Source organism: Microbacterium karelineae (genome assembly GCF_009745985.1).
In the GTDB taxonomy this organism is placed as follows: domain Bacteria; phylum Actinomycetota; class Actinomycetes; order Actinomycetales; family Microbacteriaceae; genus Microbacterium; species Microbacterium karelineae.
Map to the genome: position 1 here is coordinate 235,930 of NZ_WFIX01000182.1, position 25,623 is coordinate 261,552.

Sequence of the window (25,623 nt, forward strand, 5' to 3'; positions counted from 1 at the left end):
CTCTCAGGGCGTGGGGATGGCGGCGTACGAGTCGGGGCGCCGATCGCGGTAGAACTGCCAGCTGTCGCGTGCCTCGCGGATGAGCGAGAAGTCGAGGTCGCGCACGAGGACCTCCTCGTCGGACGCGGAGCCGTAGGATCCGACGAGGTTGCCGCGCGGATCGCAGAACTGGCTCCGGCCGTAGAACGTGACGGCCTCGTCGCCGTACTCGTTGTCCTCCGTGCCCACGCGATTGGGCGCGGCGACGAAGTACTGGTTCGCCGCGGCGGCCGCCGGCTGCTCGAGCTCCCACAGCCGGTTCGACAGGCCCGGCTTCGTCGCGTTCGGGTTGAAGACGATGTCGGCGCCGTTCAGGCCGAGCTCGCGCCAGCCCTCGGGGAAGTGCCGGTCGTAGCAGATGTACATCCCCACCCGCCCGATCGCGGTCTCGAAGACGGGATAGCCGAGGTTCCCGGGGCGGAAGTAGAACTTCTCCCAGAACTTCTCGACGTGCGGGATGTGGTGCTTCCGATAGGTGCCGAGCACGGAACCGTCGGCGTCGACGAGCACCGAGCTGTTGTAGTAGACCCCCGTCATCGCCTCCTCGTAGATCGGAAGCACCATGACCATCCCGGTCTCCTTCGCGACGTCGGCGAAGCGCTGCACGATCGGCCCGTCGGCGGGCTCCGCGTAGCGGTAGTACTTCGGATCCTGCGTGATGCCGAAGTACGGCCCGTAGAACAGCTCCTGGAAGCTCATCACCTGCGCCCCCTGGGCCGCCGCTTCGCGGGCGAACTGCTCGTGGCGGTCGAGCATCGACGCCTTGTCGCCCGTCCAGGTCGTCTGGCTGATGGCTGCTCTCACAAGCGTCATGGGGATCCTCCGTCGTCGCGTCCGGTCGATGATGCGTTACTGTTCCGCCTGAACATTTCTCTGATATTTCTCTGGCGACCGCCGCGGTTAATTCCCCGTCCGCGCCCTCGGATCCGCGGCAGGATCGACAGCGTGACCCCTCTCGCGACGGCCGGCGTGCTCGCGCAGCGCGTCGACACCCCCACGCCCACCGGCATCGCGACGACGCTCGCGGCCCTCATCGCCGAGGGCTCGCTCGCGCCCGGAGACCGGCTCCCGACGGTGCGGGACTTCGCGCGGGCACTCGGCGTGAGCCCCGCGACGGTGTCGACCGCATGGCAGGCGCTCGCGGGCGCGGGGTCGATCGTCGCGCGAGGACGGGCCGGCACGTTCATCCGCCAGACCGAGACCGATGCGGTCACGCCCCACACGCGCCGCCTCGCGGGCCATGTCGGACCGGCCCGTCTCGACCTCTCCCGCGGCACGCCGGATCCGGCCCTCCTGCCCGACCTCGCCCGGGCGTTCGCGCGCGCGACGCCGCGCGCCGGGACCGCGAGCTATCACGACAGCCCCGTCCTGCCGGCCCTGGAGCGCCAGCTGCGGGAGGGATGGCCCGCGCCCTCCCACCGCCTCACCGTCCTCGACGGCGCGCTCGACGCGATCGACCGGTCGCTGCAGCAGCTGACCCGCTTCGGCGACCGCGTCATCGTCGAGGAGCCGACCTTCCCGCCGTTCCACGACCTGCTCGAGGCGCTGCACCTCGTCGCCGTCCCCGTCGTCATGGACGAGCACGGCATGCTCCCCGATGCTCTCGCCGACGCTCTCGCACGGGGCCCGCGCGCCGCGATCCTGCAGCCGCGCGCGCAGAACCCGACCGGCGCGTCCATGACCGCCGCGCGGGCGGAGGAGCTCGCGGACGTCCTCCGGCGCTCGCCCCGCGGCTCCGCGGTCACGATCATCGAGGACGACCACTCCGATGCGATCGCCCAGGCGGCCGCCGTGTCGCTCTCCGCATCGCTGCCCGAGCAGACGATCGTCGTGCGGTCGTTCTCGAAGTCGCACGGCCCCGATCTGCGCATCGCCGCGCTCGGCGGCCCCGACGCCGTCGTCGAGCGCATCGAGGCGCGGCGCACGCTCGGGGCGTGGTGGACGCCGCGGCTCATCCAGCGCATCGTCGCCGAGCTGCTCGTCGACGGCGAGGCGATCGCCGATCTCGCGTTCGCGCGCGCCACCTACGCCGCGCGGCAGCGCCGCTTCGCGGCCGCCCTCTCGGCGGAGCTGGGCGGCGACGCGCCCGCGTTCGACGGCATCAACTCCTGGATCCCCGTCGCCGACGAGCGCGCCGCCATCGTCTCGCTCGCGGCGCAGGGCATCCGCGCGGCGGCCGGCAGCGCCTTCACGCTGTCCGACGCGACCGATCGGATCCGGGTGACGATCGGAGCCCTCGCATCGGATCCCGCGCCGGTCGCCGCGGCCGTCGCCCGCGCGGCCCGCGCGCAGTAGGGCGCTCCCGGACAACGCGAAGCGCCCCGCCGGACGGATCCGACGGGGCGCCTGCGATGCGGCGTGTGCTTACAGCGCCTGCAGGATCTCCCGCATGAGCTGGGCGGTCTCGCTCGGCGTCTTGCCGACCTTCACGCCGGCGGCCTCGAGGGCCTCCTTCTTGGCGGACGCGGTTCCCGCGGAGCCGGAGACGATCGCGCCGGCGTGGCCCATCGTCTTGCCCTCGGGTGCCGTGAAGCCCGCCACATAGCCGACGACCGGCTTCGTCACGTGCGCCTTGATGTACTCGGCCGCGCGCTCCTCGGCGTCGCCGCCGATCTCGCCGATCATGACGATCGCCTTCGTATCGGGGTCATTCTCGAACGCCTCGAGCGCGTCGATGTGCGTCGTGCCGATGACCGGGTCGCCGCCGATGCCGATGGCGGTCGAGAAGCCGAAGTCGTTCAGCTCGAACATCATCTGGTACGTCAGGGTTCCCGACTTCGACACGAGGCCGATCGGGCCCTTGCCCGTGATGTTCGCGGGCGTGATGCCGGCGAGCGCCTCGTCGGGCGTGATGATGCCCGGGCAGTTGGGGCCGATGATGCGGGTCTTGTTGCCCTTCGACTTCGCGTAGGCCCACGCCTCGGCGGCGTCGCCCACGGGCACGCCCTCCGTGATCACGACGAGGAGCGGGATCTCGGCGTCGATGGCCTCGATCATCGCGTCCTTCGTGAACTTCGGCGGGACGAACGCGACGGACACGTCGGCGCCCGCTTTCGTCATCGCCTCGGCGACCGTGCCGTAGACGGGCAGCTCGACCTCGCCCTCGTGCGCCGTCTCGTGCGTCACGGTGGTGCCGGCCTTGCGCGCGTTCACGCCGCCGACGACCTTCGTGCCGGCCTTCAGCATCAGCGCGGTGTGCTTGGTGCCCTCGCCGCCCGTGATGCCCTGGACGATGACCTTCGAATCCTTGTTCAGGTAGATCGACATTCTCTTGTCCTTATCCGATCTGTTCGTCTCAGGCGTTCGCCAGCGTGGCGGCCTTGTCGGCGCCTTCGTCCATGCCTGCGGCGAGGGTGACGAGCGGGTGGTTCGCGTCCGCGAGGATCGCGCGCCCCTCCTCGACCTGGTTGCCGTCGAGGCGCACGACGAGCGGCTTCGTGGCCGCGTCGCCGAGGATCTCGAGCGCCTTCACGATGCCCTCCGCCACCGCGACACAGCTCGTGATGCCGCCGAAGACGTTGACGAAGACGCTCTTGACCTGCGGGTCGCCCAGGATCACGTCGAGGCCCGCGGCCATGACCTGCGCGTTCGCGCCGCCGCCGATGTCGAGGAAGTTGGCGGGCTTGACGCCGCCGTGGTTCTCGCCCGCGTAGGCGGTGACGTCGAGCGTCGACATGACGAGGCCCGCGCCGTTGCCGATGATGCCGACCTCGCCGTCGAGCTTCACGTAGTTGAGCCCGGACTCCTTGGCCTTCGCCTCGAGCGGGTCCGCCGCGCCCTTGTCCTCGAGCTCCTCATGGCCGGGGTGGCGCACCTCGGAGCCGTTGTCGTCGAGCGACACCTTGCCGTCGAGGGCGATGATGTCGCCCTCGGCCGTGCGGACGAGGGGGTTGACCTCGACGAGCGTCGCGTCCTCGCCCTTGTAGACGTCATAGAGCCTGACGAAGACGTCCGCGACCTTGCTCACGAGTTCGTCGGGGAAGTTCGCGGCCTTCGCGATCTCGATGGCCTTGGTCCTGTTGATGCCGACGAGCGGGTCGACCTCGACGCGCGCGAGCGCCTCGGGCTTCTCGACCGCGAGCTGCTCGATCTCCATGCCGCCCTCGACGCTGCACAGGGACAGGTAGGAGCGGTTCGCCCGATCGAGCAGGACCGAGAAGTAGAACTCCTCTGCGATGTTCGCGCCCGCCGCGACCATGACGCGCTGGACGACGTGGCCCTTGATGTCGAGGCCGAGGATCGCCTTCGCGGCCTCGTACGCCTCATCGGGGTTCTTCGCGACCTTGACGCCGCCCGCCTTGCCGCGGCCTCCGGTCTTCACCTGCGCCTTGACGACCACCACGCCGCCGATCTTCTCGGCCGCTGCCTTCACCTCCTCGGGGGTGTCGGCGACGATGCCGGCGAGCACCGGCACCTCGTACTTCTCGAAAAGGTCTCGAGCCTGGTACTCGTAGAGATCCACGTTGCATTCCTTCGGTGGGGCACGGGAAAGAGGCAGCCGCGCTCGTGGGTTGGACTGTCTCGATGTCGAGAGATCTCGACCGGCTTCCACCCTACTACCGCGCGGAAAACGCTTCGTTCACGCGACGACGCCCCGCGGCCCGAAGGCGGCGGGGCGATGGGGATGCGTGCGGGTCGCTACCGTGCGCTCCTGAACATCGGGAGCGCCATCGCGAGGCAGACGGCGATGATGCCGAGGGCGAAGATGACGCCCTGGAACGAGGTGACCATGAACGCGACGGCGAACAGGAACAGCCCGCCGAGGAACAGGATCAGCGCGAGAATGAACATCATGATGGAACAGCCCTCCGGAAAAGTCTGATCCCAGCCTACCGGGTGTCGGCGACGTCACACGCCGACGAGCGCGTCGATCGCGGCGCGGACGCGGAGGCCCAGTCGGTTCTCCCCCGAGCCGCCGGCATCACGCGATGGCCGGCATGAGCGCCATCGCGGCGACCATCACCGCCATCGACGCCCGGTCGACGGCGTGGTTCCGGTGAGCGCGGCGGTCGCGCACGAGCAGGACGACGATCCACGCGCCGTAGGCGAGCGCCGAGATCGTGGCGACCGCGACGACGTCCGGGCCGCCGTGGTGGTGGGCCGATGAGGATCCGTCGTGCGCCCCGCCCCCGACCACGAGCAGCGCCATGAGCGCAAGCCCCACGAGCCGCGGAGATTCGGCGAGGGCGGCGGTTCGGCCCCCGCGGATCCGGGCCGCGGCCCCTCCCGCGACGGCCGCGCCCAGCAGCGCGAGCCCCCACGCGACCTGGGCGAGAACGCCGGGGCCGGCCATATCGATCATCGCCACGAGCATGACGACCGCACCGACGACCGCGGTCACCGACGCGCGGGGGCGGGCGGTCGCAGCGCACGCGACGCACACCGCCCCTGAGGCGACCATCACGAGGTGGAGCGCTCCCATGTCAGTGGCAGTGCCCCTCGCGGCCGGCGGCGTCACCCGTCGCGCAGTGCGGCGCAGCCGCTGCGGGCGCGTCGAGGGCGGGGTTGCGATCGAAGAACCCGACCGGCTTGAGGGTGAAGCCCGTGTAGTCGACAGGCATCACGGGCCAGTCCTCGACGCGGGGGAAGTGCGTCAGCCCGAACGTGTGCCACAGCACGATGTCCTCGCCATCGAGTGGGCGGTCCGCGGCGACATAGGTCGGGAGCCCGTCGGGCGTTCCCGTCACCGGGCTCTGGTTGACGACCTCGCCGACGGGCCACCGCTCACCGTCGGCGTACTGCGTCACCCACAGGTGCTTCGTCGCGTACGCGGCTCGGTGCGCGATCGCGCTGGAAGGATCCGCGAGCAGCAGCGGTCTGCCCTCCGGGTGGAGGGCGTAGCCCGTCGGCTGACCGAGACGGTTCCTCTCCTGCGTGCTGGTGACCAGCCAATGTCGATCAACGAGGTTATCGGCCGTGCGCTGGGCGCTCGCCTCCGACGTCAGGCGCGTCTTCTTCTGCGCGAACGCGTTGCCGAACGGGTTCTCCTCGCTCACCGGCACGCGGACGACATCGACCTCGTCGACCGCATTCTCGCCGCCGCCGACGGCCATGTCGAGCCGGGCAGAGAACAGATGCTGATGCACGGGTGCGCCGAGGCCGGGGGCCATCTCGGTCGCATACGGATAGCCCTCGCCCGGGTATGCCGAGGTGAACACGATGCCGGTGGCCTTCGCCTCGAGCTGGATCGTGCCATCGAGGTACAGGTACCAGTAGAACCCGTAGTCGTAGTTCCCGATGGTCACGAAGAACGAGATCACGAGGCGGCGCTGTCTGCGTGTCTGGGCCATGCCGTTGAAGATGTCGGTGTGCTTCCAGAGCACGCCGTAGTCCTCCTCGTGCAGGCAGATCGCGTTGTCGATGGTGCGCGGCTCTCCCCTCTCATCGGCGACCACCGCGTCGAAGTACGTGATCTCCCCCAGGCAGTCGCAACCGAGCTCAAGCGAATTCGTGTAGCGGCCGAAGATGTACTCGGCCTGGTCGAAGTAGTTGATCCAGCGACGCGCGGGCTGCGGGTCGCCGTACGGCACGACCATGTCCGCGACCGACGCTCGGTAGATCACAGGGCGCACCCGCGCGCCGTCCCTCACGCCCAGCTGGTGCAGGATGAGCCCCTCGCGCGGGTCGAACGACCAGCGGAGCTCCCAATCCGCCCAGCGGATCCTGTTGCCCTCGACCGAGAATGACGCCCCCTCGGGCTGCGTGATCTCGATCGGCTTCATGTCCGTGCGCGGAGCGCCGTCGCCGTGAGGCGCGGCGTCCCACTCCGAGCGCTCATGCGGCACATCATAATCCTGTGAGTCGATGACCTCGAAGACCTCGTGCGTGACGAGGTCGACATGAGCGACGAGCCCGTCGACGGGATGACCCCACGGGAGGTCCTTCTCGTCGTTCTGGACGAAGCCCAGCACTCGGCACATGCGACGCTCGGATTCGGCCGGACGCCCGAAGTTGCCGGGCGACAGCGGCACCGCACGCACCTTCCTCGGATCCACGCCGCGCCGCGCGAGCGCGGCCGTCCACTCGTCGCTCGCGAGCAGCCAGTCCTCGATCTCCGCGAAGTCCTCGTCGAGGATCGCCGCCTGCCCCTGCGTGGCCGCGTCGATCTCGTGCGTCGACACGATCGATCCGGACGTGACATCCACGACGACGATCGTGCCGCGCCCCGTCGTCAGATCGACCAGCGTCGCCGCCACCTGACGGATGATCGGATCGCCCTCCCGGAACGCCATCACCTCGGACTTGGGGGCCTCCACGAGGCTCACGTGCGCGAATCGCGTGTCGGCGGTCACCAGCCCCGCCTCGTCCAGGGTCTCGCGCGCCGCGGAGATCTCGTCGGCCGTCAGCACGTCGAGGGGATGGGTGACGCCCGTCGTGCGAGAGATGTCGATGGTCATTGTCGTGACTCCTGTCTGAGAGGTCGGCGTCGGGGCGCTCATGCGCCCTCGGCGATGGTCGAGATGACGAGTTCGTAGCGCTCGGGATAGCGACGCTTCAGGATCTGCGCCTGCACGACGCCGATGAGCGCGAAGGCCGCGATGAGCGCGAGGAGGAAGATGCTCACCCCGCCGAAGACAGGATCTCCCGCCGCGTCGACGTCGCCGACCATGAGCGGGAAGTACGCGATGATCGCGACGGCGCACGCGACGAGCCCGACGAATCCGAGTACGGGCGCGACGAGCGTGTTCCACACGCGGCCGGCCGCGGAGGCGCGGCGGAACCAGACGATCACGGCGATCGACGTGACGGCCATGAGGATGACGATCGCGAGGGTCGCGACGCCGGCGAACCAGGTGAACACGTGCAGCACGGGATCGAGTCCGAGGATCGCGAACAGGAGGACGAGGGCGGCCGCCGTCGCGGACTGCACGAGCGAGGACAGGTGCGGCGACGCGTGCGTCGGGTGCACGCGCTCGAGAGCGGTGGGCAGGAGGCGCGCGGACGCCATGGAGTGCTGATAGCGCGTGAGCACGTTGTGAAAGGACAGGATGCACGCGAACATGCTCGTGATCAGCAGCACGTTCATGATGATCTGTCCGATGGGACCGAGGTACAGGGCGGTCGTGAGGATCACGACGTTCTCGTAGTCGGCCGCGACGGTGTCCACCGCCTGCGACGGCCCCCACGCCATGACGAGCCCCCAGCTGGCGAACGCATAGAAGACGCCGACGCCTGCGCAGGCGATGTAGGTCGCCTTCGGGACCGTGCGATCCGGATCCTTCGCCTCGCTGCGGAACACGGCCGTCGACTCGAATCCGATGAAGGCCGCGATCGCGAACATGAGGCCGACTCCCGGCGCTCCCGAGACGACGTTGTCGGGGGCGAACGGCTCGAGCGAGAGGCCCTCCGCGCCGCCCCTGAGGACGACGGCGACGACGAGGACCAGCACGATCGCGACCTCGGCGAGCAGGAGCACGCCGAGCACCTTCGCGCTCAGGTCGATGTGGTTGTAGCCGAGCACGCCGGTCAGGGCGACGACCGCGAGGCCGCAGAGCCACCAGGGGATCGTCGGGCCGCCGAGTCCCGCGACGGTGCTCGCGAGCACTGCGCCGATGTATCCGTAGACGCAGGCCTGGATCGAGGTGTACGTGAGGATCGCGAGCCACGACGCGGCGACGCCGGCGCTGCGCCCGAGACCGTGGCCGATGTAGGTGAAGAAGGCGCCAGGGCGCGGGATCGCGCGGGACATCGCCGACAGGCCGACGGTGAACAGGACGAGCACGACGGCGGACAGCAGGTACAGGCTCGGGAAGCCGACGCCGTTGCCGAGCAGGACGCCGAGGGGCGCTGCGCCGCCGATGACGGTGAGCGGCGAGGCGGCCGCCACGACCATAAGGACGATCGCGCCGACGCCGAGGCTGCCGGACAATGTGCGCGGCCTCTCGGCCTCGCGGGGGATGCGGGTGGTGGTGGACACGGAGGGCCTCCGACGGTCGGTGCGGATGATGCGGAGCGAGACCGATCCTGGCGGGCGGCCTTTGCCCCGTCGTTGCGCCGATGCGACCAGATGTCGCGATCAAACGGGACGGGGTGTCTCATTTGCGAGGCGAACAGGAGACACGCCGACGTAACGCCGCGCCGGTAGCCTCGCGACAGCTCGAACACGAGGAGGCCGAACCGTGGAGGAACTCGCCCGCGCCATCGCGCGCCCTGACCCCGTTCCCGGCGTTCAGGATGCGTCCGCGCTGTCGGGTCTCGCGCGGCGAAGCGTCGGCTTCTTCGACGTCCTCGGCCAGTCGGTCGCCGGCCTCGCCCCCGCAGCCGCGGCGACGACGGTTCCCGTGATCACGGTCGCGGTCGCGGCGGGCGGATCCGTCCTGTCGATCGTCATCGCAGCACTCGTGAGCCTCGCCGTCGCGACGTGCATCAACGTCTTCGCGCGCCGTGTCTCGGCCGCGGGATCGCTCTACACATTCATCGCGCTGGGTCTCGGCCGACGCGCATCGGTCGTCGGCGGCGCCGCGCTCCTCCTGGGCTACGGATTCGTCACCGTGTTCGAGCTGTTCGCCGCCGGGCACTTCCTCGTCTCGGCGCTTCCCGTCCTGGGGGACGGTCGCGCCACGGGGGTCGTGGCGCTCGTCACGCTCGGGGGCGCGTTCGCGTGGATTCTGCTCGGCGGGATCCGCCTGTCGGCGCGCGTGACGCTCGTCATCGAGATCGTCACCGTCACCGCCATCCTCGCGCTCGTCGCGACGACGCTCGCGCGCGTGCCGCTCGACCTCGCCGCCGTCCTCCCGACACCGGAGGACCTCCCGAGTCTGCCGCTCGGGATCGTCATCGCGATGACCGCATTCGTGGGCTTCGAGAGCGCCGCATCGCTCGGCGTCGAGGCGAAGCGGCCGCTCGCGACGATCCCGCGCGTGCTCCTGTGCACCGTCGCGGCGGCAGGCGTGCTCTTCGTCGTCGTGGCGCTCACCGAGGTCTCGGCATTCCGTTCGCTCGGGATCGAGCTCGGCGAGTCGGACGCGCCGCTCGGCGACATCGCGCGCGCGATCGACCTTCCATGGATCGTCACCGCCCTCGATCTCCTGATCGCGGTGTCGTTCTTCGCCGCCGCCGTCGCCGCGACGACCGCCATCGTGCGCATCGTCTTCTCCATGGCGCATGAGGGGCTTCTCCCCGTGTCCATCGGCCGTACCTCCCCGCGCACGGGCGCACCGCGCGGCGCCATCGCGGTTGCCGTCCCTCTGCTCGTGGCCGTGCCCGTCGCGCTGCGCGCGGTCGGCGCCGATCTGTCGCTCGCGATGCACACGCTGCTCGTCGCATCAGGGGCGAGCTTCATCCTCGCGTACGCGCTCGTCTGCGCCTCGGCACCCATCTTCCTCGTGCGGATCGGCGAGGCGACCCTCTGGCCCATCGCGCGCGCTGCGATCGCGGTCGTCGTGCTCGGCGGGGTGCTCGTGACGTTCATCGCCGTGGCGGGCAGCTCCCTCAGCGGCGTCGGCGTCGCTGCGTTCGCCGGCGTGCTCGTCGCCGCCATCGCGACGCTCACGATCGTGCGTCGGCGCTCGACACGGCTCGTGCGGGCCGTGCACGATGTGCCGATCACATCCGATCTGCTGGGCGGAGAGCCCACCGCGCGCTCCGGCGAGCGTCCATAGGGCACGGATCCGCATGAGCCTGCGTGACGAACAGGGGCTGCACGCCAAGCAGCCCCGCGCGATCCGCTCGGCCTTCGTGGTCCTCGAAGAGGTCGCGCGGGCGGGCCCCGGCGTGACGGTGCGCGAGCTCGTCGATCGGCTCGCGATGCCGCGCGCCACGGTCTATCGCCTCGTGAACCTCCTCGTGCAGGACGAGTACCTCGTACGCCTCGCCGACATCTCGGGCCTGGCGCTCGGTCGGAAGGTCGTCGATCTCGCGGGTGCGGTCGCGACACCTGCTCCCCTGCGCGCCACGCGCGCGGTGCGCGAGGAGCTCTCGCGACTGCGGTCCTCCGCGGGTCCGCTCGTCGTGCACGTGCTCGGGTTCGATCGCGACGCGATCGTCGCTGTCGACGTCGACGCGCGCTCGGATGCGCTCCCTGGCGCGCTCGCGCGTGCGCCCGACCGGTCGGCGGCGGGACGACTGCGCGATGCCGAGCGCCACCGGACCCGATCCGAGCTGACCTTCCAGATGGAGGACCTGCTGCCGGGACGCGCATGCGCTGCCCTCCCGATTCGCGCGGACGACGGCACCCTCGTGGCCGCGCTCTGCATCGGGGGCGCGAGCGACGACCTCGACGCCATCCTGTGGTTCGCGCGGTCCGGCGCCGTGCGCGCGGACAGAGTCGCGGCCCTGATGGTCTGATCTCCCTCCGCTCGAACGCCGTGAGTCGGCGCGGGCGTTTGTAGGCTCCCGACAGCGGGCTCGCCCTGGTACGACACCCGCCCTAGCCTGGCCGTCATGGCAACGGAGCAGTTCCCCGGCGAGCGCGTGAGCTCGTACGACATCACCGGCCCCCTCGACACCGACTACTACGGCGTGTTCGCGGATCTCTCGGACGACGATCGCGGTGCGTGGCGGCGCGCACGCGCCGTCGTCGACGAGGTGGCGGACGACCTGATCGACGCGTGGGAGCGCGCCGAGTATCCGCACGAGCGGATCCTCGCCTCGCTCGGACGGCACGACATCCTCACCGACGGCGTCGAGCACGACGGACTCACGCGGCTCTCCCCGCTCGCGGCGGGCCTCGTGAACATGGAGCTCTCGCGCGGCGACGGATCCCTCGGCACCGTGCAGGCGGTGCAGGGCGGCCTCGCGCTGCGCACCCTCGCGCTGTACGGCAGCGACGCGCAGAAGGAGCGCTGGCTGCGGCCGCTCGCGCACGGCGAGGTCCCCGGATCCTTCGCCCTGACCGAGCCCGACCACGGCAGCGATTCGACGGGGCTGGAGACCACCGCCCGACGCGACGGCGAGGCGTGGGTGCTCCGCGGGGCGAAGAAGTGGATCGGCAACGGCGCCTCCGGCGGGATCACGTTCGTCTGGGCGCGGATCGACGACGCGTCGGACGCCGACCACGGACGCGTCGGCTGCTTCCTCGTCCCCCAGGACATCCCTGGCTATCGCGGCGATGTCATCCAGGGCAAGGTGTCGCTGCGCGCGATCCACCAGGCGCACATCCGCCTCGACGACGTGCGGCTCCCCCTCGACGCACGCCTCCCCGGCGCACACGCGTTCTCCGACACGTCGCGCGTGCTGTTCGCGACCCGCTCAGGCGTCGCCTGGTCGGCGCTCGGGCACGCGACCGCCTGCTACGAGGCCGCGCTGCAATACGCGGGCGAACGGATCCAGTTCGGCAGGCCGCTCGCCGGCTTCCAGCTCGTGCAGGAGCGCCTCACGCGCATGCTCTCGCAGCTGACGGGGATGCAGCTGTTCTGCCGGCGCCTGGCCGACCTCGAAGCCGCCGGCGCGCTGCGCCCGACGCAGGCGTCGCTCGCGAAGTACACGAACACGCGCGCCGCGCGCGACATCGCCCGCGAGGCGCGCGACATGCTCGGCGGAAACGGGATCCTGCTCGAGAACCGGGTCATGCAGCACCTCGCCGACATCGAGGCGCTGCACACCTACGAGGGCACCGAGAGCGTGCAGGCGCTGCTGATCGGCCGCGACATCACAGGCGTCGGCGCCTTCGTATAGCGCGCGGCGCTCGCGGGTGCGGTGTGGTCGTCCCGGCGGCGGATGACGACCATTCCGCACCCGCGGAGCGTGGAGGCGGGGTGTCAGCCGCAGGTGCGCGCGTCGTAGGGGGCGAACACATTGGTGCCTGACTGCGTGGTCACCGTCACGGTGCCGCTCTCCACCGCCGACTGGCGCGTCGCGAAGACCATCGACCGGCCGTTCCCCGCGGCGACGGGCACGGGTCGCGCGCCGTATGCCGTCACGACGTCTGCTCGGACAGCCTCATCCGTCAGGTTGTCAGCGGTCACTGAGAGAACGGCACGCCCTCCGACGCAGCGTGTCGAGGCCTCGATTTCCAGCCCGGTGGCCGCGGCCGGCGTGCCATATGTGAACACGAACCAGTTCTCGGCCGATGTGTCGGTGTTGCGAGTCGGGTGCAGATCGCTCAGACGCAGCGACAGCGTCGCCTCCGCAGGCAGCGCAGGATCACCATCGACGTCGATCCGCACCGCGCGATCGTCATGCGTCAGATAGAAGCGTCCGACGCCCCAGCTGACGAGCTCGAACTTCTGCTCCGCACCGACCTGATGACCGTCTGCGGTCAGAAGATCTTCGCCGTCGACCGTCTCGCGCGAGACTCCGAGGAAACGGCCGGTCTCGACCTCGCGGATCGAGTAGGTCTCGTCGTCATTCGTAACGAGCTGGAAGAACGGGGCTTCGTCCTGCTCGGTGTCCACGGCGAGCGTGCCATCGTCCTGGACTGAGAAGTAGGACGTGAGAGTCTCCTCGTCGAGGCCGTCCGGGATCACCCCGCCGGGAGTGAGTGCACGGTCCTCACGCGATACCTCGCCCCACGCCTCCACCTCGTCCCATCGCGACTGCCACCACGGTGTGAGCATCGTGCGCATCTGGAAGAACGGCGAGGCCGCCTGTTGGGCCGGTCCGTCATACGACGTCAGCGTGGCGAAGTTCAGGTTGTCGAAGTGCACGAAGCCCTCCGGTCGCATCGCCGCCGCAGCCCGCTCCATCCAGGTGACGTCGACGCCGTCGACCTTCGAGTAGTGCGCCAGTGCCGTCTCATAGACCGGGCGGAGCTGGCCGCGATTGATGCGCTGGGCATCGATGTCGGTCCAGTACGCGGATCCGTCTCTGCGCCCGAAGATGTTCGGGATCGGCTCCGCGCGGAGCGACCCCTCACCGCCGAACAGATTGTATTCAGCCGCCCAGTTGAACGCCCGCGCGAGCTTGTTGTCGCCCGACGACCACAGATCGACGTCCTGATTCCACGCGATCGCGGCGATGTCACCGAGCAGACCGATGCCGAGCTGCGCGTGAGCCTGATCTCGGGCGGACTCCGCCGATTGTCCCCAGTCGGAGACGTAGTTCTCGATCGAGCCGTTGATGAACGGGCTCTGGTACATGCCGACGGCGCGGTCGAAGATCGCCGCATTGTCCGTGACGACGCCGATCGCCTCGACGGCGGCGATCGCCGCCTGGTCCCAGTTGCCGTTCGCGATCATCGGCGCGCCCGCGTCCTGGACGACGGGATACACGACATCGAGCATGAGCTGTTGGAAGGCGGCGAAGTCCTCATCCGCATACCTGGCGAACCCACCGTCGTAGTACCGCACGATCTCTGCGGCGTTGATGAGCTTCACCGTCGACAGGCCTGCGCCGAGGATCTGGTCGCGTCCGTCGATCTGCGTGAGCGTCTGCGACCACGCGTTCAGGATCTCGACCGCCTTCTCTGCGTATCTCTCGTCCCCGGTGATCACCCACTGCAGCGCGTCGAAGTACGCCGCTGCGCTCGACTCCTCATAGTCCGCGATGTTCCCCGAGCCCTCTGGGTTCCCGCGCCCGACGGCCTCGCGAGCGGTGAAGGAGAAGCCGAGCGACGAGATGTCGTTCGGGACGGACTCCCTGAGCCGGACGTAGTCCGAGTGCCACGGCTCCTCGCCGTTCGCGACGTGCTCGCGCATGGCATCAAGCTGTTCGGTCGAGTGCGAGACACCGGGGTGGGAGAAGATCTGAGCCTCGGTGACGGCACGAAGGGGTTCGTCCCCTCCGGTGTACTCGACCGCGATGGCACTGCGCCCCGTCTCGAGCCCGTCGACGCTGGCCCTCATGACGCCGTTCTCGGCGCGCACAGCCCTCGCGCCGTCGACCTCGTAGTGGTCGGGGTCGTCGTCGCCTCGCACCGGCAGCCACTCCAGGTGGGCCGACGTCCCGGACACCCGGTGCTGCACGTCCAGAAGGCCCGCGTCGACGTGCTCGAATTCGAGCCTGTGCTGCTCACGATCGCCCGGCAGTGCGTGCGCACCAGCCTTCGTCAGCTGCACCGGCGCCGTGACCGGCTCCGACTCGTCCCGCAGGGAGTCCGCATGTGTGCGAAGCGAGACCTCGCCGGAGGTCGGGTGCAGCGCCACGTCGAACCGCTCGTTCCACTGCACGTCCGGCGCCGTCGCGGTGACGGCGAACGCACCATCGGCCTCGCGATAATACGGTCGCCCTCGGTCGCCGTCGTAGTTCTGGATCGTCAGATACTTCCCGTTCGACAGGCTCTTGATCGCATAGGTGGTGAGCTGCGCACCGCCGGTGCCGTCGTACTCCGAGGCCACATAGTCGAAGCCGTGGATCGCGAACAGCGACGCCGCCTCCGCCTCGTCGACGAGAGTGATCCGCCCGGAGGCGTCAACGCTCGCGTACCCATCGGCTGTGGCGATCCTGACGACGTCCTGGGCGACCGCGCCGTTCGAGAAGTAGTCGCCGAATGGCTGCTCGACGGGATACGGCACCGGTCGTTCCTCCCCGTCGCGCACGACGCGCAGCCACGGCGTCTTCGCCGAATCGATCGAGCGTGTCGAGTGGATGTCGGTTCCGGAGACAGAATGGTCGTCGACCTTCGAGGTCGTGATGTGAATCGCCAGCGCGTCCTCGCCGTCGGCTTGCGCATCCGCGACGAGGTCCCGCAGATCCAAAGTCATCCGCGACTCGCCGGCGGGGACGTGGATCTCGATCACGGGGGCGTCCGCGACGTCGATCGGGCGCGTGTCATACGTGACGTTGAGCTCATCCCACGGGGTCGATGTCGCTTCCCCGTCCGATGTCAGGTGGTCGTCTGCTCGAGTGACGATCACGTCGGCGGCGTTGTTGTACTTCGTGAGGTCGAGCTCGACTGCGCTGGTGTCGTCGAGGTCGACGTCCGAGACGTCGATCCGGATGTAGGCGTGTCCGCCCTTCCCGATCACGTAGTTCGAGGCCGTTCCGAAGTTGGTCTCCGGGGCGATCGATCGCACGTAGGTGTCGTCGAGGATCCCTCCGGAGTCGTCCGCGACGGCGGGGACGATCCCCGCGCCGACGAGCGCCGCGGCCGCGAAGACGGAGGCGAGCGCACTCCGCGCGCGCGGGGTAGGTCGCCTGCGTTCGAAATGGGACATGGTGCTCCTTCGCATCATCTCTGTGTCCGCCGCCTATTCCGCGGCGGTCATCTCCACGTAGTCGACGTCGACGTGCCAGCCGACGCCGTCGAGATCATCGGCGCGAACGCCGCCGAACAGTCCGGTGAACCGCAGCTGGTCGCCGTGATCGTCGGACAGCTGCCATGCCGGCAGCCGCTCGCCGATCGACGTCCAGTCGCCCTCCGCCGCGGCATAGGCGAAGGACAGCGCTGGCCCGTCGAGAATCATCCGCATGCGGATCTCGCCGTCTGCCACAGGCACGAGATCCGATGCCGCGTGGGTCACGTGTCCGTCGCGTCGGAGGACGCGCAGATGGCGCCCGCGCTCGGAATCGCAGGTGACCTGCAGCCATGCCCAGGCCGAGCGGTTGTACCAGGCGACGAGCCCCGCGGCCTGCCGCGCGGAACGAGGCTCGGCATCGATCAGGATCGTGACCACGGCGTGCGGCTCGGTGATCCGCTGTGCGACAAGCGACTGCTCAAATACGCTGGCGGGCGACTGCCCGCCGCGAAGGCGAAGCCAGCCGGGCCGAGAGGCCAGGTCTGCATCCGGTTCCGCGCGCAGAACAGACCATCGGCGGAGGTCGAGTGAATCGCCGTCGAAATCGTCGCGGGTCTCCCGTGCGGCGACAGTGCGCTCCGCAAGCGGAAGCTCGACGTCGACGGCCGCATGTCGTCCGCCGTGCGCTAGACGCAGCCACCCGTCGGCGTCGATCGAGACGCGCTGGAGGCAGGTCTCGCGGCCAAGGATCGAATACCGCTCGCCGCTGTGAAGAGTCGCTCTCGCGGCGAGATGGACGAGCGCCAGTTCTCCCGTCGGCAGCTGGACCAGCTCTCCGTGCCCCGCTTTCTGGAGCGCGGCTCCTGGCGCATCGCGCGAGGTCAGCATCGCGGGTTCGGGGTCGCGCGTATACGGGCCGAGCAGCGATGCCGCTCGAGCGGACGTGATCCCGTGATTCCATCCCGTCCCGCCCTCGGCGAGCAGAAGGCAGTACTCGTCGCCGAAGCGATAGAGATTCGGGCCCTCGACGAGTCCGTCCTGCGAATAGATCAGCGTCGCCTCGCCCGTCGTGCGCTGCTCGTCCGCGAGGTATTCCTCGACGACGATTCCCCCGAAGCTGGGATGCTCCGGCCGCTGGTCCCATTGGACGCCGACGATGTGATGACGGCCATGATCGTGGAAGAACGAGAAGTCGAATCCGCGCGAACCGAGCGCGACCGGATCGCTCCAGGGCCCGTCGATGCTCTCTGCAGTGACGAGGTAGTTGTCGAGGTCCTTGTCATCGCCGTCCATCGTGCGCACGATCGAGTACGCGAGCCAGAACATGCCGTTCTCGTGCGTCAGGCTCGGTGCCCACACACCGCCCGAGTCCGGTACGCCGCGGAGGTCGAAGCCGTTCGAGGCGTCGAGGGCGTGCCCGACCACCTCCCAGTTGGCGAGGTCTCGCGATCGGTGCAGGCGTACGCCGGGGTACCACTCGCAGGTGCTCGTCGCGACGAAGTACTCGTCGCCGACGCGCACGATGGACGGATCAGGGTGGGACCCTCGAAGAACGGGATTGTGCGCGATGGTCATGTGATCTCCGGTCTCACAGGAGAACGCGCTCGACGGTGACGAACGCCTCGCCCCGCGCGAAGCGCTCGAGTTCGTCGACGACGTCGCGGCCGAGCCGGCGCAGTTCGTTGCCCGTCGCTCCGGCGATATGCGGAGTGATGGTCACGTTCGGCAGGGCCCACAGCTCGTCGTCCGGGCGCAGAGGCTCCGGCACGGTGACATCCAGCACGGCGTCGATGCGGCCCGCGCGCAGATGCGCTCTGAGGGCTTCGTGGTCGATCAGACTGCCCCGCGCCGTGTTGATGAGAGTGGCTCCGTCGCGCAGGAGATCCAGCTCGACCGCACCGATCATCCCATCCGTCTCCGAAGTCGCCGGCGCGTGGATCGATACGACGTCAGACTCCGCGAGGAGACGCGGCAGATCCGTGTGAACTGCGCCGAGCGCGGCGACCTCGTCCATGGCTGCGTACGGGTCGCTCACCAGCACCCGCATGTCGGTCTGCGCGAGGAGACGCGCGACCCGACGGCCGATGCGAGACGCACCGATCAGCCCGATCGTGCGACCGTATCCGCCCGTGTCACGCAGCTCGGCCTCCCGGTCGACGTAGGTCCGTCGCTCGCGATAGATCCGCTCCGCGTACCGCGCCCGTTTCGCCGCGAGCACGATCATCGCGAAGGTGTACTCGGCAACGGCCTGCGCATTGCCCTCGCCGGCGTTCGTGAACGCGATCCGTCTCCGCGCCGCTTCGCGAACATCGAGCACGGCGGACGCCGAACCGCCCGCGAACAGGACAGCGCGCAGACGCGGCGCGCCGTCGAGCAGGTCGGCGCCGATGAACGGGCACCCCCACCCCGCGAGCAGAACGTCGACATCCGCAAGCGCCGTGCCATCGCCGAAGTCCGAGATCACGTCCGGATCCAGATCGACGATGCTCGCAAGACGCGTCCACTCGGCGCCGAAGAGCTCAGCCCCCAGGTGCGGATCCATCGCCAGAGCGGCGCGCAGGCGGCTCATTTCAGGGCTCCGAGCGACACGCCGGTTCGCCAGAAGCGCTGCAGAAGCAGCATGATCACCGCGAGCGGGATGACCGAGAGCAGGGATGCGGTCACCACGATGCTCGTGAAGTCGAATGTGCTGCCGGTGGAGACCTGGCTTTGGCGGAGCCAGTTGTAGAGGCCCAGGGTCATCGTCCAGTTCTCCGAGTCCTGCAGCATCGTGATCGGCAGGAAGAACCCGTTCCACGATGCGACGAACGCAAGCAGGAAGATCGTCGCCGCCGGCGTCGGCAGCATGCGGGCGACGATGCCGAAGAAGATCCGCACCTCCCCCGCCCCGTCGAGACGAGCGGCTTCGAGCAGCTCGGGCGGGATCGATGACTCGATGTAGACCTTCGCGAGGTACACGCTGAACGGGTTGATGAACGTGGGAAGCAGCACGGCCCACACCGTGTTCGTCAATCCCATCCTCGAGAACAGAAGGTAGAGCGGAAGCGTGAGCATCGAGTACGGGACGAGGAACGAGCCGACGACGAGGGCGATGCCGACGCTGCGTCCTCTGAATCGGAACCGAGCGAGCCCGTATCCCGCCATGAGCGCGATGAGCGTCCCGGCGCCGGCCCCGACACCGGCGTAGAGAAGAGAATTGGCGATCCACCGGATGAAGATGCCGTCCTGGTACGAGAAGATCTGCGCGAGGTTGTCGAACAGATTGACGTTCGAGAACCAGAGCCCGTTCGAGAGGATGAGGTCGCGGGAGTTCTTCGTCGCGTTGACGATGAGCCACCATACGGGGCCGACGGAGTAGATCAGGAAGATCACGAGACCGACCGTGATCACGATCCGCGTGCTCCGCGGCAGGCGGCCGCGGTCCGCGGGCTCTCTCTTCGGGCGCGGGCGCACCTCGTGTACTGCGGTCGTGGCGCTCACGCGACACCCTCCCTGTTCGTGACCTTGTAGAAGACCACCGACACGACGCCGACCACGACGGCGAGGATGACGGACAGCGCGGCGGCGTAGTTGTAGTTGCTCTGCTCGAACGCGAGGTTGTAGATCCGCATGATCGGTGTGAAATCGGCGGTGACCGTCTCGGGAGATGTCACGCGGAACACGAGCGGCTCGGCGAAGATCTGCAGCATCTGGATGATCGAGAGCATCCCCGTGAGAACGAGCGAACCGCGCACGTACGGGATCTTGATCGACCACGCGATCCGCAGTTCGCCCGCGCCATCGAGATAGGCGGCCTCGAACAGCTCGCGCGGAACGGAGCGGAGCGAGCCGTAGATGATCAGCATGTTGTACCCCACGCCTGCCCAGGTCAGCAGATTGCCGATCGAGACCCACAGCAGGGCCGGCGAGAACATATTGATCTCCCCGCCGAGGTAGGCCGCCACATCGGAGATCGGCCCGAGCCGTGGCGAATAGAGGTACAGCCAGACGAGCGTCGCGACGATCGAGGGGATCATGTACGGGATCAGCAGCCCGAGCCGGAAGAACTGCGCCTGTCGCCCGACGGTCGAGTCGAGAAGCAGAGCGGCGACGAGGCTGAGGCCGAGCATGATGGGGATCTGCACGGCTGCAAAGAGCCCGACGCGAACGATGCTCTCCCAGAAGTCGCCATCGGAGAACCCGAGAGCGAAGTTGTCGAATCCGACGAAGGTCCGCACTGCACCGCCCAACCCGGAGCCGGAGCGCTTCTGCGCGAACAGACTCTCGACGAGCGCGTAGATGAAGGGGATGACGAACACGAGCGCGAAGCCCGCGAAGAACGGCACGGTGAACAGGAACCCCTTGATCCCTGTCAGGTCGAGCCGTCGACGTCGGGGGCGCACCGTGCGCATCATCGTCCGGTCGAACATCGTCTCAGTCCTCCACGACGTCGATGCCCTGCTGCGTGAGATCGTCGACGATCCACTCCTGCAGCCGTGGAGCGATGTCGACGGTCTCGATCTCTCCTGCGACGGCCGCTCCCCACAGATCCTGCAGCTCGGCGAACGCGCCCGCCCAGTTCGGGCCGTAGGTCCAGTCGCCCAGCTGGGTGTCGACCGCGCCCGTGACGACGTCGTTCCAGTCATCGGCGTGATCGCCGACGAGAGCCGTCGGCACCGTGTCGGCGACGTAGTCCGACGGGTCGGCGAGCGCGGGGAAGTACGACAGGCCATTCTCCGGGTCGGCGAGCGCGGAGACGGATCCGCCCTCCGTCGAGAGCGCGTGTGCCGCGAAGACCGCGGCGTCGGAGTTCTCCGAGACGGTATTCACAGCGAAGACCCGCGTGAAGGCCGCGTTCGCGGGGTCACGCCCCTCCCAACGGAGGTTCGGTTCGGGATCCCACTTCCCCAGCGCATCGACGAGCGTCGCCTGCATCCCCTTCGTCTGCCACGTCGACAGCTGACGGACCGCGATCTCGCCCTCGTCATACGACTGCATCATCGCTGAGTACTCGGCGTAGGAGATCTTCGAGAACATGTCTCCCGCGAACGCCTCGTCGAAGTACTCTGCTGCGCGCCGGGTCTCGTCGCTGTCGACATCGACGCGCCACGCGTCGCCCTCCAGGTCATACCACCTGGCCCCCGCCTCCCAGGCGAGATAGAGGAATCCCGTCGGGTCCTCGCCTGCGACGTTGAAGATGCTGATCCCGTCCTCGGCCAACGTCTCGCCGACCTCGAGGAACCCCTCGTAGGTCTCGGGGTACTCGAGGTCGCGCTCGTCGAATATCTCGGCGTTGTAGATCATGAAGGTTGGGATATCGGCCGCGGGGACCGCCCATTGACGATCGCCGGTCGTGATCGCGTCGTTGACGACGTCCGAGTAGTCGCTCGCGATGCTGTCGTAGTACGCGCTGATATCGGTCGCGATGCCGTCCGCGATGAACGACGCGAGGTCCGCGGTCTGCGTGATGAACAGATCCGGCCCGTCCCCGGCCGCATGCGCGTTGCGCACCGCCGTGTTGAGGTCGGTGTTCTCGCTGAAGGCAATCTGGATTCCCTCGTCCTCGTGCGCGGCGTTGAACGCGTCGATCGCAGGCTGGAGCGCCGCGTTGTCGTGCCAGATCTCGACGGTCGCCGGGTCACCTGTCCAGGTGTCGCCGACTTCGACGTCTGAGGCCGACTCACCGGCGGACCCCGGGTCAGACGACCCGCATCCCGCGAGAACGAGTGCGGGCACGAGACCGAGAGCCCCGACGACGCGTGTGCGGTTTCGCATGTGTTGTCTCCTCATTGAGCGGTGGGCCAGCCAGTCGTCCGTGCGGGCCTTCAGTCCGGGCCGACGTGCGCGCCCTCGACGATAGTAAACCTTTTCTGCACGTACAGTAAACCTTTACTACTCGCTTTGTCCAGCCCCGCCCGATCCAGAGGGAGCAACCGTGGCCGCCACCATCCACGACGTCGCACGCGCGGCGAACGTCTCGATCGCCACCGTCTCGCGGGTCCTCACCGGCAACTATCCCGTCGCAGAAGCGACGCGCGCGCGGGTGCTCGACGCGGTCAGGACGCTCGACTACTCGGCCAATCCCAACGCGCGCCGCCTCCGCGGGGCGGACCTGTCCCCCATCGCGGTCCTCCTGGGGAGCCTCACGGGCCCGTCATTCGCCGCGCTCGCCCAGGGCGTCGAGAGCGAGGCACGCGCGCGCGGCCGCATCTGCCTCATCGGAGCCACCGGAGGCGACGCGGATCGCGAGCTCGAGCTCGTCGAGCTCATGCGACGACAGCAGGCGGCCGCGATCGTTCTCCCCGGTGGCATGTGGCGCGACCGCGAACACCACGATCGCATGGCCCAGCACGCCGAAGCCCTCGCGCGCGCCGGCATGCGCCTCGTGTTCTGCGGAAACCGCGTACTCAAGCGAGACGTCGGGGACACGATCGCCATCCGCTACGACAACGAAGGCGGCGCTGAGCGAATCGCCGCGCGCGTGGGAGCCGCCGGTCATCGCAGCGTCCTGATCATGCCCGGTCTGACCGCAGGCGACACGGCCTCCCAGCGCCTCCGTGGATTCCAGCGCGCGCTCGACGCTGCCGGCGCGTCCGTGTACGCCGTGCGGGAGACGGTCTTCGATCGGGATCCGGCCCGCGAGATGATGCTCGCGGTCCTCGACGAGAGTTCGCGAGACGGCGGCCGACTCCCTTTCACCGCCGTCGTGTGCGGCACCGACCAGATGGCCATCGGCGTGCTCGAGGCACTCCGCGAACGCGGCATCCGATGCCCCGAAGACGTCTCCGTCACGGGTTTCGACGATGTGCCCGCCGCGCGCGACCTGAACCCGGCGCTGACGACGGTCCGGATCCCCTACGAGGAGATGGGAGTCCTCGCGGTACGCCGCGCGCTCGACGGGGCGCCCGACGCACCGTCGACGCTACCGGTCGACGTCATCGAGCGCTCGTCGCTCGCCGCACCTCGCTGAGAGACGACCTCGGCGCGTACGGAGCCCCGCCTCACACCTTCTTGACGACGGCGTTCTTCTGCACGAGCACGATGCCGCTCGGCGTCACGGTGAAGCCGCGCGCGGCGTCGGCCTCGCGATCGACGCCGATCGACGCACCGGCCTCCACGACGACGTTCTTGTCGAGGATCGCGCGCCGGATGGTCGCGCCGGGCTTGATGCGGGCGTCTTCGAAGACGATCGAGTCGTTCACGTGCGCGCCCGACTCGACGATGCCGCCGGCCCCCAGGACGCTGCGCTCGATGTGGGCGCCGGAGATCACGCTGCCGCCCGCCACGATCGAGTCGATCACGGTGCTCAGAGTGCCGCGCGCATCCCGCGTGAACTTCGCGGGCGGCATGTTCACCTGCTGGGTGAAGATCGGCCACTCCTGGTTGTAGAGGTTGAACACGGGCAGGACCGAGATGAGGTCCTGGTGGGCCTCGAAGTACGAGTCGATCGTCCCGACGTCGCGCCAGTAGTCGTGGTCGCGCTCGGACGAGCCGGGGACGGTGTTGCGCACCATGTCGTAGACGCCCGCCGTGCCGCGCGCGACGAGCGCCGGGATGATGTCGCCGCCCATGTCGTGCTTCGACTGCGGGTCCTCACCGTCGCGCAGGACGGCGTCGATGAGCGCGTCGGCCGTGAAGATGTAGTTGCCCATCGAGGCGAGAACCTCGTTCGGCGCGTCCGGGAGTCCCACCGGATCCTGCGGCTTCTCGAGGAAGCGGTGGATGCGCTCGGGATCGCTCGGGTCGACCTCGATCACGCCGAACTGGTCGGCGAGGGAGATCGGCTGACGGATCGCCGCGACAGTCGCCTCGGCGCCCGACGCGATATGTGCGTCGAGCATCTGGCTGAAGTCCATGCGATACACGTGATCGGCGCCGACCACCGCGATGTAGTCCGGCCGCTCGTCGTAGACGAGGTTGAGGTTCTGCAGGATCGCGTCTGCGGACCCCTGGAACCATCGCTTTCCCAGCCGCTGCTGTGCGGGCACGGACGCGATGTACGAGCCGAGCAGCCCGTTCGTGTTCCACACCTGGGAGATATGTCGGTCGAGGCTGTGCGACTTGTACTGCGTGAGGACGACGATCTGACGCAGCCCCGAATTGATGAGATTCGACAGGGCGAAGTCGATGAGCCGATACTGTGCGCCGAACGGCACGGCCGGTTTGGCCCGCAGCTCCGTCAAGGGCATCAGTCGCTTTCCCTCGCCACCTGCGAGGACGATCCCGAAGAGCTTCATGGCCACACCGTAGGACGATTGCGCCGCGAGGGCCAGACCCAATCTCTGATCACGCGTGTCGGCCGATCCGGGTCTTCCTCTGTGGGCACGGCGGGTCTAGGTTGAGGGGCATGCGAGTCGACGTCCTCTCACGCGAATATCCCCCCGAGATCTACGGCGGAGCCGGCGTGCACGTCGCCGAGCTCGTGAAGGCGCTGCGGCACGGCGGCCTCGACGCCGTCGTGCGCACCTTCGGCGCCGAGCGCGACGAGCCGTCGACGTTCTCGTACGGCACGCCCGCTGAGCTCGCCGATGCGAACGGCGCGCTCCAGGCGATGGGGACCGACCTCGCGATCGCCCGCGACGTCGCGGGGGCCGACCTCGTGCACTCCCACACCTGGTACGCGAACTTCGCGGGCCGCGTCGCGAAGCTGCTGCACGGGATCCCCCACGTCGCGACGGCGCACAGCCTCGAGCCGCTGCGCCCGTGGAAGGCCGAGCAGCTCGGCGGCGGGTATCGCCTCTCGAGCTGGATCGAACGCGAGTCGCTCACCTCGGCCGACGCCGTCGTCGCCGTCAGCGAGGGCATGCGCCGCGACCTGCTGCGCGTCTACCCCGACCTCGACCCGGAGCGCGTGAAGGTCGTCTACAACGGCATCGACCTCGCCGGATGGACCCGCGTCTCGGACGGCGACGCCGTGCGCGCCCTGGGCGTGGATCCGGACCGCCCGTCGGTCGTGTTCGTCGGGCGGATCACGCGACAGAAGGGGCTCCCCTATCTGCTGCGCGCCGCCCGCCTCCTGCCGCCCGAGGTGCAGGTCGTGCTGTGCGCGGGCGCTCCCGACACGCCGGAGATCATGGCGGAGGTCGAGGGCCTCGTCGCCGAGCTGCGCACCGAGCGCGACGGCGTCGTGTGGATCGACCGGCACCTGCCGCGACCCGAGCTGTGCGCGCTGCTGAGCGCCGCGACGACCTTCGTCTGCCCGTCGGTGTACGAGCCGCTCGGGATCGTCAACCTCGAGGCGATGGCCTGCGGCGCGCCCGTCGTGGGGACCCGCACGGGCGGGATCCCCGAGGTCGTGGCCGACGGCGTGACCGGCACGATCGTCCCGATCGACCAGGTCGACGACGGCACGGGCACACCGCTCGACCCCGACCGCTTCGTGTCGGACCTCGCGCAGGCGCTCACCGAGATGGTCTCGGACCCGGCCCGCGCGCGCGAACTGGGCGAGGCGGGGCGCGCCCGCGCGGAACGCGAGTTCTCGTGGACGGCGATCGCCGAGCGCACGAGCGCGCTCTACGCGGAGGTGCTCGCCGCGGCCAGCTGACTGACC

General features: G+C 69.0%; 20 protein-coding genes. 6 read left to right on the forward strand and 14 right to left on the reverse strand.

The window, feature by feature from the left end:
• Positions 1-3: 3 nt before the first annotated feature.
• Positions 4-852: a nitrilase-related carbon-nitrogen hydrolase gene (locus tag GB932_RS10140; protein ID WP_156760573.1), complete on the reverse strand. Its 849-nt coding sequence runs from the start codon at positions 850-852 to the stop codon at positions 4-6.
• A gap of 132 nt (positions 853-984) precedes the next feature.
• Here GB932_RS10140 and GB932_RS10145 point away from each other — a divergent pair, with 132 nt between their 5' ends.
• Positions 985-2,334, forward strand: coding sequence for an aminotransferase-like domain-containing protein (locus GB932_RS10145; RefSeq protein WP_156760574.1), 1,350 nt, complete (start codon positions 985-987; stop codon positions 2,332-2,334).
• Positions 2,335-2,403: 69 nt separating this feature from the next.
• Here GB932_RS10145 and sucD read toward each other — a convergent pair whose 3' ends face one another.
• From sucD to GB932_RS10175, 6 genes are all read right to left on the reverse strand, one after another.
• Entirely contained in the window at positions 2,404-3,306 is a 903-nt protein-coding gene (gene sucD / locus GB932_RS10150) for a succinate--CoA ligase subunit alpha (RefSeq protein WP_156760575.1), read from the reverse strand.
• A gap of 28 nt (positions 3,307-3,334) precedes the next feature.
• Positions 3,335-4,501 (reverse strand): ADP-forming succinate--CoA ligase subunit beta, encoded by a 1,167-nt coding sequence (gene sucC, locus GB932_RS10155; RefSeq protein WP_156760576.1) that lies wholly within the window; start codon positions 4,499-4,501, stop codon positions 3,335-3,337.
• A 176-nt stretch (positions 4,502-4,677) separates the two neighbouring features.
• Positions 4,678-4,833 carry a hypothetical protein gene (locus GB932_RS10160; RefSeq protein WP_156760577.1) on the reverse strand — a complete coding sequence of 52 codons (156 nt, stop codon included), beginning with the start codon at positions 4,831-4,833 and terminating at the stop codon, positions 4,678-4,680.
• A gap of 127 nt (positions 4,834-4,960) precedes the next feature.
• Entirely contained in the window at positions 4,961-5,461 is a 501-nt protein-coding gene (locus GB932_RS10165) for a hypothetical protein (RefSeq protein ID WP_156760578.1), read from the reverse strand.
• 1 nt (position 5,462) lies between these two features.
• Entirely contained in the window at positions 5,463-7,436 is a 1,974-nt protein-coding gene (locus tag GB932_RS10170; RefSeq protein WP_156760579.1) for a primary-amine oxidase, read from the reverse strand.
• Positions 7,437-7,474: 38 nt separating this feature from the next.
• Positions 7,475-8,956, reverse strand: a complete 1,482-nt coding sequence (locus tag GB932_RS10175) for an APC family permease (protein WP_231916113.1) — start codon at positions 8,954-8,956, stop codon at positions 7,475-7,477.
• 202 nt (positions 8,957-9,158) lie between these two features.
• On the opposite strand from GB932_RS10175, the gene GB932_RS10180 reads away from it, so the two are divergent.
• The 3 genes from GB932_RS10180 (at position 9,159) to GB932_RS10190 (ending at position 12,654) form a co-directional block, all read left to right on the forward strand.
• Positions 9,159-10,640, forward strand: coding sequence for an APC family permease (locus tag GB932_RS10180; RefSeq protein WP_156760580.1), 1,482 nt, complete (start codon positions 9,159-9,161; stop codon positions 10,638-10,640).
• A 13-nt stretch (positions 10,641-10,653) separates the two neighbouring features.
• The gene (locus GB932_RS10185) at positions 10,654-11,325 is read left to right on the forward strand and encodes a helix-turn-helix domain-containing protein (RefSeq protein WP_197517417.1); all 672 of its coding nucleotides are present in this window, start codon (positions 10,654-10,656) and stop codon (positions 11,323-11,325) included.
• A 96-nt stretch (positions 11,326-11,421) separates the two neighbouring features.
• Entirely contained in the window at positions 11,422-12,654 is a 1,233-nt protein-coding gene (locus tag GB932_RS10190) for an acyl-CoA dehydrogenase family protein (protein ID WP_156760582.1), read from the forward strand.
• Between the two features lie 83 nt (positions 12,655-12,737).
• Here GB932_RS10190 and GB932_RS10195 read toward each other — a convergent pair whose 3' ends face one another.
• The 6 genes from GB932_RS10195 to GB932_RS10220 are packed head-to-tail and all read right to left on the reverse strand — an operon-like array spanning position 12,738 to position 21,848.
• Positions 12,738-16,073 (reverse strand): alginate lyase family protein, encoded by a 3,336-nt coding sequence (locus GB932_RS10195; RefSeq protein WP_197517418.1) that lies wholly within the window; start codon positions 16,071-16,073, stop codon positions 12,738-12,740.
• Positions 16,074-16,106: 33 nt separating this feature from the next.
• Positions 16,107-17,669 carry a glycoside hydrolase family 43 protein gene (locus GB932_RS10200; RefSeq protein WP_156760584.1) on the reverse strand — a complete coding sequence of 521 codons (1,563 nt, stop codon included), beginning with the start codon at positions 17,667-17,669 and terminating at the stop codon, positions 16,107-16,109.
• A 13-nt stretch (positions 17,670-17,682) separates the two neighbouring features.
• Complete coding sequence (locus tag GB932_RS10205) at positions 17,683-18,663, reverse strand: hydroxyacid dehydrogenase (protein ID WP_156760585.1); 981 nt, start codon at positions 18,661-18,663, stop codon at positions 17,683-17,685.
• Complete coding sequence (locus tag GB932_RS10210; RefSeq protein ID WP_156760586.1) at positions 18,660-19,574, reverse strand: carbohydrate ABC transporter permease; 915 nt, start codon at positions 19,572-19,574, stop codon at positions 18,660-18,662. Before GB932_RS10210 ends, GB932_RS10205 begins: the two co-directional genes overlap by 4 nt.
• Complete coding sequence (locus GB932_RS10215; protein WP_197517419.1) at positions 19,571-20,503, reverse strand: carbohydrate ABC transporter permease; 933 nt, start codon at positions 20,501-20,503, stop codon at positions 19,571-19,573. Before GB932_RS10215 ends, GB932_RS10210 begins: the two co-directional genes overlap by 4 nt.
• Positions 20,504-20,507: 4 nt before the next feature.
• Positions 20,508-21,848: an ABC transporter substrate-binding protein gene (locus GB932_RS10220; RefSeq protein ID WP_197517420.1), complete on the reverse strand. Its 1,341-nt coding sequence runs from the start codon at positions 21,846-21,848 to the stop codon at positions 20,508-20,510.
• Positions 21,849-22,008: 160 nt separating this feature from the next.
• On the opposite strand from GB932_RS10220, the gene GB932_RS10225 reads away from it, so the two are divergent.
• Positions 22,009-23,043 carry a LacI family DNA-binding transcriptional regulator gene (locus GB932_RS10225; protein ID WP_156760588.1) on the forward strand — a complete coding sequence of 345 codons (1,035 nt, stop codon included), beginning with the start codon at positions 22,009-22,011 and terminating at the stop codon, positions 23,041-23,043.
• A 31-nt stretch (positions 23,044-23,074) separates the two neighbouring features.
• Here GB932_RS10225 and glgC read toward each other — a convergent pair whose 3' ends face one another.
• Positions 23,075-24,310, reverse strand: coding sequence for a glucose-1-phosphate adenylyltransferase (glgC, locus tag GB932_RS10230; protein WP_156760589.1), 1,236 nt, complete (start codon positions 24,308-24,310; stop codon positions 23,075-23,077).
• 110 nt (positions 24,311-24,420) lie between these two features.
• On the opposite strand from glgC, the gene glgA reads away from it, so the two are divergent.
• Complete coding sequence (gene glgA / locus GB932_RS10235; protein ID WP_156760590.1) at positions 24,421-25,617, forward strand: glycogen synthase; 1,197 nt, start codon at positions 24,421-24,423, stop codon at positions 25,615-25,617.
• Positions 25,618-25,623 lie beyond the last annotated feature (6 nt).